Annotated in this window: 12 protein-coding genes and 1 tRNA gene; 6 read left to right on the top strand and 7 right to left on the bottom strand. The window is 59.7% G+C overall.

What is annotated here, in order from left to right; genetic code table 11:
• The first annotated feature begins 73 nt into the window (after positions 1-73).
• Positions 74-859, top strand: a complete 786-nt coding sequence (locus J7416_RS14855) for an inositol monophosphatase family protein (RefSeq protein ID WP_209225880.1) — start codon at positions 74-76, stop codon at positions 857-859.
• Positions 860-964: 105 nt separating this feature from the next.
• Here J7416_RS14855 and bhcD read toward each other — a convergent pair whose 3' ends face one another.
• Genes bhcD through bhcA form a run of 4 tightly spaced genes read right to left on the bottom strand, consistent with a single transcriptional unit; the run spans position 965 to position 5,308 of the window.
• On the bottom strand, positions 965-1,948 hold the full coding sequence (bhcD, locus tag J7416_RS14850) for an iminosuccinate reductase BhcD (protein WP_209225878.1): 984 nt from the start codon (positions 1,946-1,948) through the stop codon (positions 965-967).
• Between the two features lie 11 nt (positions 1,949-1,959).
• Positions 1,960-3,123, bottom strand: a complete 1,164-nt coding sequence (gene bhcC / locus J7416_RS14845) for a 3-hydroxy-D-aspartate aldolase BhcC (RefSeq protein ID WP_209225876.1) — start codon at positions 3,121-3,123, stop codon at positions 1,960-1,962.
• Between the two features lie 11 nt (positions 3,124-3,134).
• Positions 3,135-4,106 carry a beta-hydroxyaspartate dehydratase BhcB gene (gene bhcB / locus J7416_RS14840; protein ID WP_209225875.1) on the bottom strand — a complete coding sequence of 324 codons (972 nt, stop codon included), beginning with the start codon at positions 4,104-4,106 and terminating at the stop codon, positions 3,135-3,137.
• An 11-nt stretch (positions 4,107-4,117) separates the two neighbouring features.
• Positions 4,118-5,308, bottom strand: a complete 1,191-nt coding sequence (gene bhcA / locus J7416_RS14835; protein WP_209225873.1) for an L-aspartate--glyoxylate aminotransferase BhcA — start codon at positions 5,306-5,308, stop codon at positions 4,118-4,120.
• 190 nt (positions 5,309-5,498) lie between these two features.
• On the opposite strand from bhcA, the gene J7416_RS14830 reads away from it, so the two are divergent.
• Positions 5,499-6,320 carry an IclR family transcriptional regulator gene (locus J7416_RS14830; protein ID WP_209225871.1) on the top strand — a complete coding sequence of 274 codons (822 nt, stop codon included), beginning with the start codon at positions 5,499-5,501 and terminating at the stop codon, positions 6,318-6,320.
• A 7-nt stretch (positions 6,321-6,327) separates the two neighbouring features.
• Here J7416_RS14830 and J7416_RS14825 read toward each other — a convergent pair whose 3' ends face one another.
• Both J7416_RS14825 and putA read right to left on the bottom strand, forming a co-directional pair.
• A complete protein-coding gene (locus tag J7416_RS14825) occupies positions 6,328-7,071 on the bottom strand; it encodes a rhomboid family intramembrane serine protease (RefSeq protein WP_209225869.1) in 744 nt (247 codons plus the stop codon).
• A 42-nt stretch (positions 7,072-7,113) separates the two neighbouring features.
• Positions 7,114-10,515 carry a bifunctional proline dehydrogenase/L-glutamate gamma-semialdehyde dehydrogenase PutA gene (gene putA, locus J7416_RS14820; protein ID WP_209225868.1) on the bottom strand — a complete coding sequence of 1,134 codons (3,402 nt, stop codon included), beginning with the start codon at positions 10,513-10,515 and terminating at the stop codon, positions 7,114-7,116.
• A 102-nt stretch (positions 10,516-10,617) separates the two neighbouring features.
• On the opposite strand from putA, the gene J7416_RS14815 reads away from it, so the two are divergent.
• Both J7416_RS14815 and J7416_RS14810 read left to right on the top strand, forming a co-directional pair.
• The gene (locus tag J7416_RS14815; RefSeq protein WP_209225866.1) at positions 10,618-11,106 is read left to right on the top strand and encodes an Lrp/AsnC ligand binding domain-containing protein; all 489 of its coding nucleotides are present in this window, start codon (positions 10,618-10,620) and stop codon (positions 11,104-11,106) included.
• A 30-nt stretch (positions 11,107-11,136) separates the two neighbouring features.
• Positions 11,137-11,703 carry a tetratricopeptide repeat protein gene (locus J7416_RS14810; RefSeq protein ID WP_209225864.1) on the top strand — a complete coding sequence of 189 codons (567 nt, stop codon included), beginning with the start codon at positions 11,137-11,139 and terminating at the stop codon, positions 11,701-11,703.
• 56 nt (positions 11,704-11,759) lie between these two features.
• On the opposite strand, the gene J7416_RS14805 is transcribed toward J7416_RS14810, so the two are convergent.
• Positions 11,760-13,649 carry a PhoX family phosphatase gene (locus tag J7416_RS14805; protein WP_209225862.1) on the bottom strand — a complete coding sequence of 630 codons (1,890 nt, stop codon included), beginning with the start codon at positions 13,647-13,649 and terminating at the stop codon, positions 11,760-11,762.
• Positions 13,650-13,989: 340 nt separating this feature from the next.
• Between J7416_RS14805 and J7416_RS14800 the strand changes: the two genes are divergently transcribed.
• Both J7416_RS14800 and J7416_RS14795 read left to right on the top strand, forming a co-directional pair.
• Positions 13,990-14,064 (top strand) — tRNA-Gly (locus J7416_RS14800).
• Between the two features lie 128 nt (positions 14,065-14,192).
• Positions 14,193-16,013 (top strand): ABC transporter transmembrane domain-containing protein, encoded by a 1,821-nt coding sequence (locus tag J7416_RS14795; protein WP_209225860.1) that lies wholly within the window; start codon positions 14,193-14,195, stop codon positions 16,011-16,013.
• Positions 16,014-16,019: the final 6 nt, after the last annotated feature.

Here is a 16,019-nt window from a genome sequence, read left to right as displayed (position 1 = left end):
CGCATCATTCCTCTTGGCAAGGACGCTCTGCATCAGTATACGCGCGGTTTGACCGGACAGGAGCCTTTGAACAATGGTTGGCAGTGCAAACCTCAACATCATGATCAAAGCCGCGCGCAAAGCGGGGCGTTCTTTGGTCAAGGATTTTCGTGAAGTCGAGAACCTACAGGTGTCGATGAAGGGTGCGGGCGACTTTGTGTCCAAAGCTGACATTGCTGCTGAGGCAATCCTGAAAGAGGAACTGCTGGGCGCGCGTCCGACCTATGGTTGGCTAGCCGAAGAGGGTGGCGCCATTGACGGCGAAGACCCGACCCGTCGCTGGATCGTGGACCCGCTGGACGGCACCACGAACTTCCTGCACGGCCTACCGCACTGGGCCATCTCGATTGCCTTGGAGCACAAGGGCAAGATCGTCGCGGGCGTGATCTATGACGCCGCCAAGGATGAGATGTTCTTTGCCGAAAAGGGCGAGGGCGCGTGGATGAACGACACCCGTATCCGCGTTTCCAGCCGTCATCGCATGATCGAATCTGTTTTCTCGACCGGCCTGCCTTTTGGCGGTCGTTCAGACCTGCCTGCGACGTTGCAGGATCTGGCCCGTCTGATGCCCGCCTGCGCCGGTGTGCGCCGCTGGGGCGCGGCTGCTCTGGACATGGCTTACGTGGCCGCTGGCCGCTATGAAGGGTTCTGGGAACGCCGCCTGAATGCTTGGGATCTGGCAGCGGGGATTATCATCGTCAAGGAAGCGGGCGGGTTTGTTCAGGCGCTGAACCCCGAAGGCAGTGTACTGGAAGATGGCGAAGTGATTTGCTCGAACGAGCCGATCTTTGACCAGTTCGCCAAGGTGATCCGGGGCTGAGATTGCGATCTGACGCTGCGCGTCAGAGCCTTCGGCGAGAGTATTTTTGAAAAGATGAAGATAGGCGCGCCGCTGGGAAACTGTCGGCGCGCGTCTTTTTGAGGCTCAGAGCGAGGCGCGCTGGGCTTTGCCCGTTTCGGCGGCGCGTCGCGCGGCAACCGAGGCGACGGCCAAATCCTGCAGACCGACGCCGGTACCGTCGAACAAGGTGATTTCGTCGGCGTTGCGGCGTCCGGGGTGGTCACCGTTGATCACCGCGCCGATGGGCGTGATGGCGGTTTCGGTCAATGCGCCTGATGCCACGGCGTGTTGCGTCTCACCGATGGTAACGGATTGGGCGATCTCGTCGGTGAAGACGGTCGTGGCTGCGACCAAATCGGGGTCGACCTCCATCTTGCCTTTGGTGTCTGTGCCCATGCAGGCCAGATGCGTGCCCGGTTTGATCCAGTCTTTCATCAACAGCGGCTCAAAGGCCGACGTGATCGTGATGATGACATCCGCCTGGGCACCCAGTTCCTGCTGGCTGACGGCCTCAAACTCCAGACCAATCTCCTCAGCCACCGTCGCCAGGCGCGGCAGCATGTCGGGGTGTGGGTTCCAGGCGACAACCTTCTCGAAGTCGCGCTGTTCGGCGGCTGCGCGCAGTTGGAAGGTGGATTGATGCCCTGCGCCAACCATGCCCAACACTTTCGCGTCCTTCCGGGCTAGGTGCGCGATGGACACCGCAGACGAGGCCGCCGTCCGCAGGGCGGTCAGATAGTTTCCGCCCACCAGAGCGGACAACCGGCCCGTATCGGGGTCGAACAGAAACACCGTGGACTGGTGATTGGTCAGACCTTGTGCTGCGTTGCCCGGCCAATAGCCGCCGGACTTCACCCCAAGCACCTGACCATCCCGATCAAAGCCAGATTTAAAGCCGTAAAGCGCGTCGGCATAGCCCAGCGCCTCACGTACGACCGGAAAGTTCCGGCCGCCGCCGCTGGCCATCGCGCCAAAGACGGATTGGATGGCCTCAAAGGCCTGTTGGCGACCGACAAGTTGTTCGCACAGGTCTTCGCCCACGATCAGCAGGCCTTGTTGTGTGGTCATAGCATCCCTCATCAATACGCCTTTCCGCGAGCTGAAACGGGCCAGAGTGCCTCGACCTTGCCGCCGCGTACGCCAACGTACCAATCATGGACGTTGCAGGTCGGGTCACAATGGCCGGGCACTAGCCTCAGTTTGTCGTTGACCTTCAGAACACCGTCCGGGTCGCCGATGACGCCATGCTCGTCCGAACATTTGAGGTACTCGACATCGTCGCGCCCGTATATGAAGGGCAGGCCGCTATCGACCGACTGCGCTTTGAGGCCTGCGTCACAGATGGCTTTGTCGGCTTTGGCATGGCTCATGACGCTCGTCAGGATAAACAGAGCGTTTTCCCATTCGCCCTGATCGATACGCTTGCCGTCCTTGTCAAGAATACGGCCATAGTCGGCGTCCATGAAAGCATACGATCCGCACTGCAATTCGTTATAGACGCCCGAATTGCTTTCGAAATAATACGACCCGGTTCCGCCGCCCGAGACCAATTCGCATTCGATGCCTTCCGCCTTCAGGCCATCAACTGCGTTCTTGACCATTGCGATAGCTGTATCCAGCTTTTCCTTGCGTGCTGCAAAAGTGTCGAGGTGCTGCATCGCGCCTTGGTACGCTTGAATGCCGGTGAATTTCAGGTTGGTCGCGGCGTTGACGGCCTTGGCGATTTCAACGACTGCTGCGGTCGTGGTCACCCCGCAGCGTCCAGCGCCGCAGTCGATTTCGACAAAGACCTCAACTTCTGTGCCATGCTTAACAGCAGCTGCCGACAGGTCAGCGACATTGTCGATGTCGTCGACGCAAACGATGGTGCGGGCACCGTAGTTGGGCAATTGCGCCAGCCGGTCGATTTTGACCGGATCACGCACCTGGTTGGACACGAGTATATCTTTGATGCCGCCGCGCGCGAAAACCTCAGCCTCGGACACTTTTTGGCAGCAGACACCGACCGCGCCGCCCAGTTTTTCCTGCAGCTTGGCCACGTCGACCGACTTGTGCATCTTGCCGTGCACCCGGTGGCGCATGCCATGCGCTTTGGCGTAGTCGCCCATTTTCTTGATGTTCCGCTCCAGCGCATCCAGGTCGAGGATCAGGCAGGGGGTCTGGATCTGGCTTTCGTCCATGCCGATAGCGGCGGGGATGTCGAAGCCAACCTCCAGTTCTTTGATGTTCACGGGTTTGTTCATATCGTTCCTCCTTACCCTTTCAGCCAGGGCAGTTTGTCCAGATCCACATTGCCGCCGGTCACGATTACGCCGACGCGCTTGCCGCGGAAAACGTCCGGGTTTTTGAGAATGGTCGCGAGCGGTACTGCCGAAGACGGTTCCATCACGACGCGCAGGTATTTCCAGGTCAGCTTCATGGCGTCGATGATCTCATCGTCAGAGGCGGTGAAGATGTCGGTCACGTTGTTGGACACGAAGTGCCAGGTGTTTTCCTTCAGCGGCACCAGCAATCCGTCAGCGATAGTTTTGGGCGCGTCATCCGCGATGATGTGGCCAGCTTTGAACGAACGACAAGCGTCATCCGCCTGTTCCGGTTCGGCCGCGTAGATAGCTGTCGACGGGGACAGGTTCGAAACCGTCAGGCAGGTGCCCGAGACCATGCCGCCGCCGCCGATCGGGGCGATGACCACATCCAGCCCATCCGTCTGCTCCAGCAATTCAGCCGAGCATGTCGCCTGACCGGCAATGACGCGTGGGTCGTTGTAGGGATGCACAAACTCGCCACCCGTTCTGGCCTGAACATCGGCGAATGTCGCCTCGCGGGATGAGGTCGAAGGCTCGCATTCGGTGATCGTGCCGCCATAGCGGCGCACGGCATCTTTCTTGGCTTGCGGAGCCGTGCGAGGCATGACCACGTTGCACGGGATGCCGCGCCGTCCGGCGGCGTAAGACAGCGACAACGCGTGATTGCCGCTGGAATGTGTGCAAACGCCTTTCTCTGCCATGTCCTCGCTAAGCCCGAACACGGCATTGCTGGCACCGCGCACCTTGAAGGCTCCGGCCTCCTGAAAGTTCTCGCATTTGAAGAACAGTTGCGCGCCGCTCAGGTCGTTCAGATGGTCGGACACCATGACAGGCGTGCGCCGGATGTGAGGCTTGATCCGTTCATGTGCGGCGCGCACGTCCGCAATTGTCAGGTCCGCGGCGGGGATTTGATCCAACATTGTCATCCTCCTCAGGCTGCTGCTTTGGCGTGATCAGACGGGCCGGCACGGTAATAGTCCTGCGCGGCGGCAACTCCACTGCCCAGCGTGATTGGATAGTTCAGATCGGCCATCGCCATCTCGATCGCGCTGAGGCCCGACAGGACCATCACATCCGTCAGACTGCCCAGATGTCCGATGCGAAACGCCCTTCCGTTCAACTGGTCCAAACCGATGCCAAAGGACACGCCATAAGCGTTGAATGCGTGGTCAGTCAGGGCGTTACTGTCGAACCCTTCGGGCACATAGATCGCGCTGACAGTTTCAGAATACAGATCAGACGATTGGGCGACCAGTTTCAGCCCCCAGGCATCCACCGCGCGGCGTACACCTTCGGCCAGTCGAAAATGGCGGGCGTAGACGTTGTCGAGCCCCTCTTCGAACAGCATCTTGAGGCTCTCGCGCATGCCATAGATCAACTGCAAAGGCGGGGTATAGGGGAACCCGCCCGACGCATTGGCGGCCATCATGTCGTCGAAGTCGAAAAAGGTACGGGGCAGTTTGGCGCTTTTCATGGCCTCTATCGCCTTGGGGCTGACGCACAGGATCGCCATGCCGGTGGCCAGCATGAATCCTTTCTGCGATCCCGACACGGCGATATCGACGCCCCATTCATCGAACGTGAACGGCATCGAAGCCAATGAACTGACGCAGTCGACAAACAGCATCGCGGGGTGATTTTCAGCGTCCATCGCTTGCCGAACGGCGGCAATGTCCGAGCGCACTCCGGTTGCGGTTTCGTTATGCGTGACCAGAACGGCGCGGATTTCGTGGGCGGTATCATCGGCCAGTGCGGTCTGAAACCGATCCGCTGGCGCACCGGTCCCCCAATCGCAGTCGATGATCTGAACGTCCAGCCCGTGCCGTTGACACAGGTCGATCCAACGGTGGCTGAACACCCCGTAACGCGCGACCAGAACCTTGTCGCCGGGGCTGAGCGTGTTGGTCACCGCTGCCTCCCACCCGCCGGTGCCGCTGGCGGGGAAGGTCACGATCTGACCGGTGGTCGTCCCGAACACTTTCTTGGTGTCCTCCAGAACCGGCGCAAAAGTTTCAACGAAATCTGGCGCGCGGTGATCCTGCGTCTGAACCTGCATGGCCAGACGCAACCGATCCGGGATGTTGGTTGGGCCGGGAATGAAAACCGGGTTTTGGTTGGACATCGCTTGTTCCTCCGCTTTGGAGACAAGTGTCCGGGAAAACCGCGCTCAGCGCAATTTTCTTGAAAAATATTTTCATTTTTGCGATTAAATAAACAAGATACTGTTTTTGTGAAGTTTTCCGTTTTTCATTTTTGAATCGCAAAAATTGACGGTTCAGAAAAAATCCGGCGCAAAGAGGACGAAACCAGGGATGGACACTCAGAAAAGACCGCGCGGCAGGCCCAAGTCGCTGTTCAAGGAAAGCTCGGCCGGGACCATGCAGTCGCTGGACCGGGCGCTGGGTGTATTGACTACGGTGGCTCGGCTAGAACGCGCAGCGCTGAGCGATCTGGCGCGCGAGGTTGATGTGCCGACAGCCACCACGCACCGCATACTGATGACCTTACAGAAGCATGGCTTTGTTTCCTTCGACGACGAGCGTCAGGAATGGATGATCGGGATCGAGGCGTACCGGACGGGCGCGTCCTTTCTGCGCCGTAACAGCGTCATTGAGATCGGCCGACCAATCCTGCGGCGTTTGATGCAGGATAGCGGCGAAACCGCCAACCTCGCCGTTCCAGACGGGGCAGAGGTGGTTTTTGTCGGGCAGGTCGAGACACCAAATCCAATCCGCGCTTTTTTCCCGCCGGGCGCGCGAACACCGATGTATGCCTCTGGCACCGGTAAAGCGATCCTTGCGGCGTTAAGTGAAGCGAGGTTGACCAAAACGCTCGGCACCGCGAATCCGGTTGCGTTTACGGCAAGTACGCTCATACCCGGTGAGGAACTAGAGAAGGACCTGGCCGAGACACGCGCACGCGGTTGGTCGCATGACAGCGAAGAACGGTACGAGGGCATGTCCTGCATTGGTGCTGCGATCTTCAACGACCGGGGCGAGCCGTGCGCGGGGATTTCCGTCTCGGGCCCGACAGCACGGTTCGGTGCGGATCGTGCGCCAGAGCTTGGTGAGATGGTCCTGGCGGCGGCGCTTGAAATCACGCAGCTCAGCGGAGGTCATAGCCCGACCCGTTGAGTGCGGCTTACCTGCGGGGGATCCGTGGAATACGGGACTGTGACAGTTTGTATTTTTTCTCAGGATGCGGCGGATGGCCGTGTGTACGGCTCCAATACCCGGGGCCGCCGCGCCGCAGCCAAAGTGGGATGCACAAGATCATCCCAACGAAGAAACCACCGGTGTGGGCCCAATAGGCGACCCCCCCTTCGTCCGGGTTGCTGGCCAGACTTCCAAAAAACTGGATAGCCAGCCAAAGCCCCAGCATGACAAAAGCCGGGATCGTGAAAATGCGGAAATAGACGATCAGGATCAGCAGAATATCAACGCGAGCTTTGGGAAACAGCAACAGGTAGCCGCCCATGACGCCGGCAATCGCGCCAGAGGCGCCAATCGTCGGCACAACCGATTCCGGCGCAGTCATGACGTGGATCAGGCCCGCACCCACTCCGGCCACGAGGTAAAACAGCAGAAAGGGCAGGTGCCCCATCTCATCTTCAAGGTTGTCGCCGAAGATCCAGAGGAACAGCATGTTTCCGGCCATATGCATCCAGCCGCCATGCAGGAACATCGAGGTGACCAGCGTATCGAACGCGAACCCGTCGGTAATGCGCGCGGGGATAACGGCATAGTCGTAATATAGCTGATTGATCAGCCGGGCATCATGCATGATCCCCACATAGCTGAGAAAAATCAGGATATTGGCCGCCATCAACAAATAGACGACGTAAGGTGTGCGCCCGGAAGGGTTATGGTCACGGATCGGAAACATGGGGGGACGCTGGGCTTTTCCCGGCCCAGCGTCAAGGTATGCTTACGCCGCACCACCCAACAAAGCGGCGTTACCGCCTGCGGCCGTGGTATCGACACAGACGTGGCGTTCGCCCAGTACTCGGGCGCGGTCGGGCAGGCCGGGGATCAGAGGCAGGATCGGACCAGAGCGGCGGGCCAGATGGTGTTCGATTTCCCGCGCAGTATTTTCGTCTCCCCACCAAAGAACGCCCGAGATTCCGGCCACGTTCTCAAGCCGGTGCATATCCAGTTTGCCGGTTGCCTGAATGGCGGTGCCGCCCAGGGCCGCGACTGCTTGGGCTTGCGCGCGGGCCGCGTCCGGGCCGGGACCCATGCACAATAGCGGGTCACGCGGGACCTCGCTTAACCGGTTAGATTCCCCAGTTGGGCCGGGAAGAGATTTGGTCTGCACTGGTGCGGGCGTACCCTGGGGATCCGGCAATTCGCTCATGGTGTGGTCCCATTGCGCATCGACCTGCTGACGGTTAGGCGCACAGAATCGGGTCATGTAGTTCGGTCCGCCCGCCTTGGGGCCGGTGCCTGACAGACCCTCGCCCCCAAAGGGTTGAGACCCCACAATCGCGCCGATCTGGTTGCGATTGACGTAGATATTGCCAGCGTGCACGGCTTCGGTGATGTGCTGAACACGGTCGTCGATCCGTGTGTGCAGGCCAAAGGTCAGCCCGTACCCGGTTGCGTTGATGTCCGCGATAACTCGATCAATGTCAGAGGCTTTGAACCGCACGACGTGCAGAACCGGCCCGAAAATCTCACGCTCCAACGCCAAGATTCCGGGAATTTCGATCAGGGTCGGTGCAATGAACGTCCCGTCGGGCGGTGTGGGCAGTTCTTTCAGAACGCGCCCCTCGGCCCGTGCCTTTGCGATGTGACCCGCGATGCCTTGCCGCGCGGCCTCGTCGATGACCGGGCCGCAATCGGTCGATATCGACCACGGGTCGCCCAGTTGCAGAGCCTCCATCGCGCCGGTCAGCATGGTCAGCAGGTCATCAGCGATGTCCTCTTGCACATAGAGACAGCGCAAGGCTGAGCAGCGTTGCCCAGCTGACTGAAACGCACTTTCAATGATCGACTGAACGGCTTGTTCGGGCAGGGCAGTGCTGTCCACGATCATCGCGTTCAAGCCGCCGGTCTCGGCGAGCAACGGCGTGCCGGGGCGCATGTTGTCGGCCATGGCTGCGCGGATTTTCATTGCGGTCGCGGTGGATCCGGTGAAGGCCACGCCCGCGACGCGTGGGTCTGACGTCAGCGCGGCACCGACCCCGGGCCCCCCGGGCAGCAACTGCAGCGCGTCGCGGGGGACACCAGCCTCATGCAAGAGTTGGACGGCCCGGTGTGCGATCAGGGGTGTTTGTGGTGCAGGCTTGGCTAGAACCGCGTTTCCTGTGGCCAGTGCAGCCGAAATCTGCCCGGTGAAGATCGCCAGCGGAAAGTTCCACGGGCTGATACAGGTGAAGATACCTGCCGGTTCGGCCTCGGGAATATTCGCCGCGTAATAGCGCAGAAAATCGACTGCCTCGCGCAACTCAGCCACCGCGTCGGGAACAGATTTTCCTGCCTCGCGTGCCAGCAATGCAAAAAGCTCACCGTAGTGTGCTTCGTACAGGTCGGCGGCCGCGTTCAGGATACGAGACCGATCTGCCGGTGGGGCTTGCCATGGAGAGGCAGACGCCAGCGCAAGCTCCACGTCTGCGGCACTGGCCGGGGCGACAGCGCCAGGACGGTCCTGCGGTTGCGCAGGGTTGGTAACGGCTTGATCCTGTTCAGGGTTTGCGTCCCCGGGCAGCAGCGGCTGAGCATACCAATGGTGCGCCCGGAACGCATCCCGCGCGGCATCGATTCTGTCCAGCGTCGGGGTGTGGTGCAAATCGAACCCTTTGGAGTTCTTCCTTTCCGGCTGGAACAGGTCCGGCCCGGTTGGCAGGGGCTGAGACGTTTCTTCCAGAGTCAAAAACGGATCCGCCGCTACCTCCTCTGGCGGAACAGTCTCGTCCACGATTTGGTTCACAAAGGACGAGTTCGCCCCGTTCTCGAGCAATCGCCGCACCAGATAGGCTAGCAGATCCCGATGTGCCCCGACCGGAGCATAAATGCGGCAGCGCGTGTTGTTTTGGTTTTTGACCAGTTGATGCAGGGTCTCGCCCATCCCGTGTAGGCGTTGGAATTCGTATGGCTGGTCATCCGCCATATTCAGGATCGCACTGACGGTATGTGCATTATGCGTGGCGAATTGGGGATAAATCCGGTCCGTCATGCCCAGCAGTTTGCGGGCATTGGCGATGTACGAGATATCTGTCGCGGCCTTTCGAGTGAACACGGGGAACCCATCGACGCCTTCGACCTGGGCGCGCTTGATCTCGGTATCCCAATAGGCACCTTTCACCAGCCGAACCATCAGTTTGCGATCATGGCGCTCGGCCATTTCGTACAGCGTATCCAAAACGACCCCGGCGCGCGGCCCGTAGGCCTGAACCACAATGCCCAATCCGTCCCAGCCGGTCAGAGCTGGCTCGGCCATAACTGCCTCGATCACTTGCAGGGACAGCGAGAGGCGGTCGGCCTCTTCGGCGTCCACGTTCAGGCCCATACCTGCCGCTTTTGCCAGTAGGGCCAGAGCGCGCAGCCGTGGGACCAGCTCGTCCATCACACGGTCTTCCTGAGCCAATTCATAGCGGGGATGCAGTGCCGACAGCTTGACGGAAATCCCCGGGTTGGCCCGGATATCGTCGTGAGTGCAGGCCTCGGCAATGGCCGCAATCGCCCGCGAGTAGGAAAGATGATAGCGCGCGGCATCCGCTTCGGTCCGGGCGGCTTCGCCCAGCATGTCATAGGAATAGGTGTATCCCTTGGCCTCCATCCCGCTGGCGCGATCCATGGCGGACTGAATCGTTTCGCCAAGCACGAACTGTCGACCCATTTCTTTCATCGCGCGCCCAACGGCGGTGCGGATCACCGGTTCGCCCAATCGCTTGATGGCACCACGCAAGACACCGACCGGAGATGCCTTGTCTTCGTCCAGCACCTTGCCAGTCAGCATCAGCGCCCATGTGGATGCGTTAACCAAAGATGACGACGATTGCCCAAGGTGTTTTCCCCAGTCGGACGGCGCGATTTTGTCTTCGATCAGCGCGTCGATCGTGTCGGCATCGGGAACCCGCAGCAGCGCTTCGGCCAAACACATCAGCGCGACGCCCTCGTCGGTGGACAGTCCGTATTCGGCCAGAAAGACCTCCATCATGCCTGGCGAGGTGCTAGACCGGATATCGCGCACCAATTGCGCCGCGACCGCGCAGATTGCGGCGCGATCGGAACCACTCAGGTCGGCTTGCTGGATCAGTGCGTCAAGGACGGCAGACTGATCTGCATATGTTTGGCCATCAATATGGGTGCGCAGGCTGTGTGACATGAATCCTCCGGTCTTTTGTGTAATATAGTGTCGATTTTTTAGGCCGATGGACTTAATTTGAAGGCCGAATGGGCGGATAGCCTGAATTTTGGGGCGAAAACGATGCAAAATGACTTTCCGGGGTTAGACCGGTTCGACAAGTCAATTCTCACGATTCTGGCCGAGGATGGTCGCATCCCTGTCGCTGATCTTGCCCGGCGTATCGGGCTGTCAAAATCCCCGACGCAGGCGCGGGTAAAGCGTCTTGAGGCCGATGGGATCATTACCGGGTATCGCGCCATGCTGGACCCCATTCGCCTTGGGCTGGATCACGTGGCCTTTGTCGAGGTCCGGCTGACTGACACGCGTGAGAAAGCGCTGGCCGAGTTCAACGCTGCCGTGCGCAAAGTTCCTGAAATCGAGCAAGCCCATATGATTGCTTCGAATTTTGACTACCTCCTGAAAATCCGCACCGGCTCGATGTCGGAATATCGTGCGGTGCTGGCCGAAAAGATTTCATCCCTGCCGCATGTCGCCAGCACCTCGACCTTCGTGGCGATGGAGGCTGTGAAGGAAACCGGGGTGTCTGGTGCCTTGGATACGATAGGTTGACGAACGCCTTGCGCGGGTCACCATTGGAATATGAAACGCTTAGCTTATACCTCTGTCTTTTGTGCGCTGACCGCGTTTTCGGCCCACGCACAGGACTGCCCCGTATCGCCTGACCATACTGCTGATGTGTCTGCCGTTTTGGCACAAATCCAATCAGCCAATTCCGAGCAGGACGCGCGCGCCCTGTCTGGTCAATTGTGGGAGTTCTGGACAGATGCCCCGGACGCGCAGGCTCAGGCAGTGCTGGATCGGGGAATGACGCGTCGAAACGCTTGGGACCTGTTGGGCGCGATCGAGGATTTTGACAAGCTGATCGCCTATTGCCCGACCTATGCCGAAGGATACAACCAACGAGCCTTTGCACATTACCTGCGGCAGGATTTCCAATCGGCGCTTCCTGACCTGGACAAGGCCATCGAACTTTCGCCCAACCATGTCGCAGCAATCAGTGGTCGCGCACTGACTTTGCTGGGGCTGCAACGCATTGACGAAGCGCGTGAGGCGCTGACGCAGGCCTTGGAGTTGAACCCATGGTTATCCGAGCGCCATTTGATGGCTAAGGGCGGACCATTGGCTTTGCCCGGTGAGGAAATCTGAAAAGAAAAACGCCCCCGAACCCAGACAGGTAGGGGGGCGTTCTAAATTGGTGCGGTTTAGCCGATCAGACCGTTATCGGCGCGCTTGATCGCGATCACCGATGAACGCGGCGTACCACCATCGGGCCAGTTGCTGCCCGGGTGTTGGATGCCGACAAACATTGTACGCAGGTCGCTGGACCAGGCCAGTCCAGTGACTTCACAGCCGTTCGGGCCGGTCATGAAGCGCGCGATCTCGCCGGTGATCGGATCACCAACCAGCATCTGGTTGTTTCCGTTCCCTGCAAAATCTTCCTCGTTGTCGTCATCGCCATCTGTCTGGATCCAGATCAGACCGGTCGAGTCGATCACCATGCCGTCGGGCGAGTTGAACAGGTTGCCCTCGTTCACATTCGCCGATCCGGCGCGGGCGTCCGAATGTACGGTCGGATTGCCTGCCATGACGTACAGGTCCCAGTCGAACCCTTCGGCTGCGTGGTCGTCATTGGCCGGACGCCAGCGCACGATCTGGCCGTACTTGTTGGCCTCACGCGGGTTCGGACCGTTGACCGAGGTGTCGTCACCACCGGCATTCGGCTTTACGCCGCGGTTCTTGTTGTTGGTCAGGCAGCAATAGGCTTCGACCGCAACCGGGCTGGAGGCCACCCACTCGGGACGGTCCATGGTGGTGCCGCCGACCTTGGAGGCCGCCATACGGGTGAAGATCGAAATCTCGGCTTGTTCCATGCCGGTGGTTTCCGGGGTCAGAGCCAGCCATTCGCCAGTGGCGTCGTCGTTGAACTTTGCGACATAAAGCGTGCCATCATTCAACAGGCTCTCGGTTTCGCCGCCCGGCTGATAGGTGCCGTTCGAGACGAACTTGTACAGATACTCGCCCCGCTCGTCGTCGCCCATGTAGACAACCACGCGGCCATCAGCGGCCAGGGTCACCTCGGCATTCTCGTGCTTGAAGCGGCCCAGACCGGTGTGCTTGACAGGCGTGCTGTCCGGCTTGGTCGGGTCGATTTCTACGATCCAGCCTGCGCGGTGCGGTTCGTTGGGGTTTTTCGACGTGTCGAAACGCGGATCGAACAGCTCGTACCCGTTCCAGCTTTCGGCTTTGACGCCGTAGCGCTTGAAGCCATCCGCAACCGCTTGCTCGTAGCTGGCGTTTTCGTCCGACGAGCCGAAGTAGCCGTTAAAGTTTTCTTCGCAGGTCAGATAGGTGCCCCAAGGCGTTTTACCCGCACCACAGTTGTTCATAGTGCCCAGAGACGCGGTACCGGTCGGGTCGGCCTCGGTCTTCAGCAGGTCGTGACCCGCGGCGGGGCCGACGATCTTCATCGGAGTGTTGTGGTGGATGCGGCGGTTAAACGGGCTGTCTTTGACAACCGACCAGCCCTCGGGGCCTTCGGTGATTTCCATCACGGTAACGCCCTGAATATTTTGCAGTTTCAGAACGTCATCAGCGCTGGCAGGAACACCTTCCTGAGCAGCCGGCATGTTGATCTTGCGGTTCGGATACTCGTGATTGATCGCGATCAGCTCGTGACCCTGGAACGAGAATGTTTCCATGCCGTCGGTGTTTTCACCAAAGATACGGTCCGATTTTTCGACCGGGCCACCCTCGGTGATGTCATAGCCGTCCGCGTCCGAGAACAGCGGGTCGCCCCAGCGGGTCATGACCTTCCATTCATACCCTTCAGGCACATGCACGGTACCGTCGGTTTGTGCGGCGATCGGCTTGAAGGCAAAGCGTGACGCTTCTGCCGCCTGGGCCGAAGTCGAGCTGAGCAAACCGGTGCCCATCACGGCAGCGCCCGACCCAAACGCCAGAACGCCGCCCAGGAAACCACGGCGGGAGATTGCGCTTTCAACAACGCGATCAAAGTCGTTTTCCTCGGGGCGCGGGAAGTGCAGCTCGTCCCAATCGTCGGCGGACAGGTTGGTCGAATCAACGTCTTTCATGGATAGCTCCTGGCTGTCTGAGTGAGGTAGATGAACGCGACTTAGGGAGTCATTGTGACAGGTTCGTAACGGTTGCATGAAGGATTTAGGACGGGTTGCGCGCGTACAAAATTGCTCAGTGTTTTTGGGTTGAAAATCAAGGCGTCGACGCGGATTTAAGTTTGAAGGGCACGGTTAGAGCGCCATTCGGTCGCAGGTCGGTGATTTGATCGGCGCAGGGCAGTGCGTGCACGCGAAAATCAGCGTGACTGCTCCAAACCTGTGCGTCGATGAAATTGAAATCTGCATTCGAACGGCGCTTGACGGCATCTGACGCATCGCATAAACCAGCCAACGCTGAGCGGGCGTCGTATACTGGCTATTACCTCAGCCTTCCAAGCTGATGAAGCGGGTTCGATTCCCGCCGCCCGCTCCAAATCAGCCCTCCAAATTCTGCGTCAAATGGCCCTTTTTGTAAGGGGTGTATATTGTGGTTCTTGACCCCACTGGCGACGGTCGCCAAGAAGCGGGAACTTTAGTGCGAACACGACGTAAGGGCCGAATATGGCGAACTCTGCCTCAGCCAACTCCAAGGGCAAACCTGCACCCGGCGCGACGGAAGAGCGTGCGGGATCGCGGAAAATCGGCGTTCTGTCTTCTCTTTGGCCGTTTATGAAGCCCTACCGCATGCTGATGGTCGGCGCGACCTTGGCGCTTGTTTTGACGGCCAGCATGACGCTGACTTTGCCGCTGGCCGTGCGCCGTGTGGTCGATAACTTTCGCATCGAAGATGGTGAACTGCTGGATTGGTACTTCCTCGCAGCTCTGGTCATCGCTGCCGTTTTGGCGGTGGGAACGGGGATTCGCTATGCCCTTGTCACCCGGCTGGGAGAGCGCGTCGTCGCCGACATCCGCAAGGCTGTGTTCGACCGCGTGATCGGGATGAGCCCTGAGTTTTATGAACGGATCATGACCGGCGAAGTGCTCAGCCGGATTACGACTGATACTACACTGATTCAGTCGGTTCTGGGGTCGTCAGTTTCGATTGCGCTGCGCAATTTGCTCATGTTCGTCGGTGGGCTGGTTCTGATGTTGCTGACCTCGGCCAAGCTGACTGGGATGGTGCTTTTGCTGATCCCGGTCGTGGTTGTGCCGATCCTGGTTCTGGGCCGCCGCCTGCGGGTGATCAGTCGAGAAAACCAGGATTGGATCGCTGCCTCGTCCGGAAACGCGGGCGAAGCCCTGGGTGCGGTACAGACCGTTCAGGCCTTTACCCATGAACAGGCCAGCCGCAAGCAGTTCGGCGATATGACCGAGACCTCGTACATCGTCTCGCTGCGGCGAATTCAGACCCGTGCCGTGCTGACAGTGATCGTGATCTTCTTGGTTTTTTCCGGGATCGTCGGCGTGCTCTGGATGGGTGCAAATGATGTGCGAAATGGCGTCATGACCGAAGGTGTCCTGATCCAATTCGTGATCTATTCGATCATCATGGCCGGTTCGGTCGCCGCCTTGTCCGAGATCTGGAGCGAATTGCAACGCGCAGCCGGCGCAACAGAACGTTTGGTCGAACTGTTGAATGCCGAGGACACGGTAACCGACCCGGCAAAAGCGGCATCGTTGCCGTCGCCAGTGCGCGGTGAAATTCGGTTCGACAATGTCACCTTCCACTACCCGGCCCGGCCTGATGTCGTCGCGTTGGACCACCTGAGCCTGTCGATCAAACCGGGTGAAACTGTCGCCTTTGTCGGTCCGTCCGGTGCCGGTAAAACGACGGTCATCCAGATGATCCAGCGGTTCTACGATCCCGACAGTGGCCATGTCAGTCTGGATGGCGTTGACCTGCGCAACCTGGACCGGTCAGATTTCCGCCAGCACATGGCGTTGGTGCCGCAGGACCCGATCATCTTTGCGGCGTCGGCCCGCGAAAACATTCGATTTGGACGTCTGGACGCCACCGATGCCGAGGTCGAAGCTGCCGCGCGCGCCGCGGCTGCGCATGAGTTCATCTCGAAGCTGCCCGAAGGGTATGACAGCTTTGTCGGTGAACGCGGCGTGATGCTGTCGGGTGGTCAGAAACAGCGGATTGCCATCGCCCGCGCCATTCTGCGCGACGCGCCGGTTTTGTTGCTGGACGAGGCGACCTCGGCGCTGGATGCCGAAAGCGAACGGGCTGTACAGGGCGCCGTAGACCAGATGCGGGCAGGGCGCACCACGTTGATCGTGGCCCACCGTCTTGCGACGGTGAAAAAGGCGGACCGGATTGTGGTTATGGAAGCAGGGCAGATCGTGGCGCAGGGCACCCACGAGGATCTGGTGGATCAGGATGGTCTTTATGCCCGTCTTGCGCGCCTGCAATTCACCGACGGCGTTGCGGCTGAATAGGCTTAC

It is taken from the genome of Ruegeria sp. R14_0, from assembly GCF_017743975.1.
In the GTDB taxonomy this organism is placed as follows: Bacteria; Pseudomonadota; Alphaproteobacteria; order Rhodobacterales; family Rhodobacteraceae; genus Ruegeria.
Note: the sequence above shows the minus strand (reverse complement) of the source record. Positions and strands in the feature narration are given on the sequence as shown.

Excerpts from the sequence above, each read along its gene's own strand:
- J7416_RS14855 (WP_209225880.1), top strand. The coding sequence starts at position 74 with ATGGTTGGCAGTGCAAACCTCAACATCATGATCAAAGCCGCGCGCAAA.
- bhcD (WP_209225878.1), bottom strand. The coding sequence starts at position 1,948 with ATGACCACACAACAAGGCCTGCTGATCGTGGGCGAAGACCTGTGCGAA.
- bhcC (WP_209225876.1), bottom strand. The coding sequence starts at position 3,123 with ATGAACAAACCCGTGAACATCAAAGAACTGGAGGTTGGCTTCGACATC.
- bhcB (WP_209225875.1), bottom strand. The coding sequence starts at position 4,106 with ATGTTGGATCAAATCCCCGCCGCGGACCTGACAATTGCGGACGTGCGC.
- bhcA (WP_209225873.1), bottom strand. The coding sequence starts at position 5,308 with ATGTCCAACCAAAACCCGGTTTTCATTCCCGGCCCAACCAACATCCCG.
- J7416_RS14830 (WP_209225871.1), top strand. The coding sequence starts at position 5,499 with ATGGACACTCAGAAAAGACCGCGCGGCAGGCCCAAGTCGCTGTTCAAG.
- J7416_RS14825 (WP_209225869.1), bottom strand. The coding sequence starts at position 7,071 with ATGTTTCCGATCCGTGACCATAACCCTTCCGGGCGCACACCTTACGTC.
- putA (WP_209225868.1), bottom strand. The coding sequence starts at position 10,515 with ATGTCACACAGCCTGCGCACCCATATTGATGGCCAAACATATGCAGAT.
- J7416_RS14815 (WP_209225866.1), top strand. The coding sequence starts at position 10,618 with ATGCAAAATGACTTTCCGGGGTTAGACCGGTTCGACAAGTCAATTCTC.
- J7416_RS14810 (WP_209225864.1), top strand. The coding sequence starts at position 11,137 with ATGAAACGCTTAGCTTATACCTCTGTCTTTTGTGCGCTGACCGCGTTT.
- J7416_RS14805 (WP_209225862.1), bottom strand. The coding sequence starts at position 13,649 with ATGAAAGACGTTGATTCGACCAACCTGTCCGCCGACGATTGGGACGAG.
- J7416_RS14795 (WP_209225860.1), top strand. The coding sequence starts at position 14,193 with ATGGCGAACTCTGCCTCAGCCAACTCCAAGGGCAAACCTGCACCCGGC.